The organism is Salmonella sp. NW884, assembly GCF_051700745.1.
Lineage (GTDB): Bacteria > Pseudomonadota > Gammaproteobacteria > Enterobacterales > Enterobacteriaceae > Salmonella > Salmonella enterica.
Map to the genome: position 1 here is coordinate 1 of NZ_JAMMDE010000038.1, position 596 is coordinate 596.

The window sequence follows — 596 nt, forward strand, 5'->3', positions numbered from 1 at the left end:
CATTGCGCTTAATGCTGGCGCGCATTTTTCAGAATACCGCAATTTGCGTATCCCTTTGATGCTGCTGCCGACAATTTTTAACCGCGTCTGTATATCGCCTGAAGGGAGAACAAAAATTGAGTAATTCAGCTTTGCAAAAGTCAGAAGATAGCTGGTATGACATTGTAAGGAGATCTGATGGCTGCGTGGTGTTTAGCTTTCCATCATCAGGCAGGCATCTTATCTATCGTGTAAATGGCATGGTATCTATGCGTCCTTTGCTGGATGATGAAGAAGTTTTTACTCCCAACGGTTTTATGCATTTTATTCGCCGTCTCGGCTACCGGGTAACACCACCTTCTGATAATATGAAATCAACGGCCTGAACAACCGTTAACCTTCTGCGCCACGGAGAATACCATGGCGCACGAATTACAACTCATCAAGCAGTCATCTGGAATTCTGATCCCCGCAACGCCGGAGACCAGTGATATTCTGCAATCAAAAATCAAACTCGGCGCCGTGCTGGTGGCTGAGTTCCGTCAGGTGAGGAATCCTGCATTCCATCGCCGCTTTTTCGCGTTGCTTAATCTTGGGTTTGAATACTGGGAACCCAC

2 protein-coding genes are annotated in these 596 nt (G+C 46.6%); both read left to right on the forward strand.

Features of this window, described 5'->3' with window-relative positions:
* Positions 1–116: 116 nt before the first annotated feature.
* Complete coding sequence (locus NA197_RS23395; RefSeq protein WP_014343878.1) at positions 117–365, forward strand: hypothetical protein; 249 nt, start codon at positions 117–119, stop codon at positions 363–365.
* A gap of 34 nt (positions 366–399) precedes the next feature.
* A partial coding sequence (locus NA197_RS23400) for a DUF1367 family protein (RefSeq protein WP_143192501.1) occupies positions 400–596 on the forward strand: 197 nt, incomplete at its 3' end.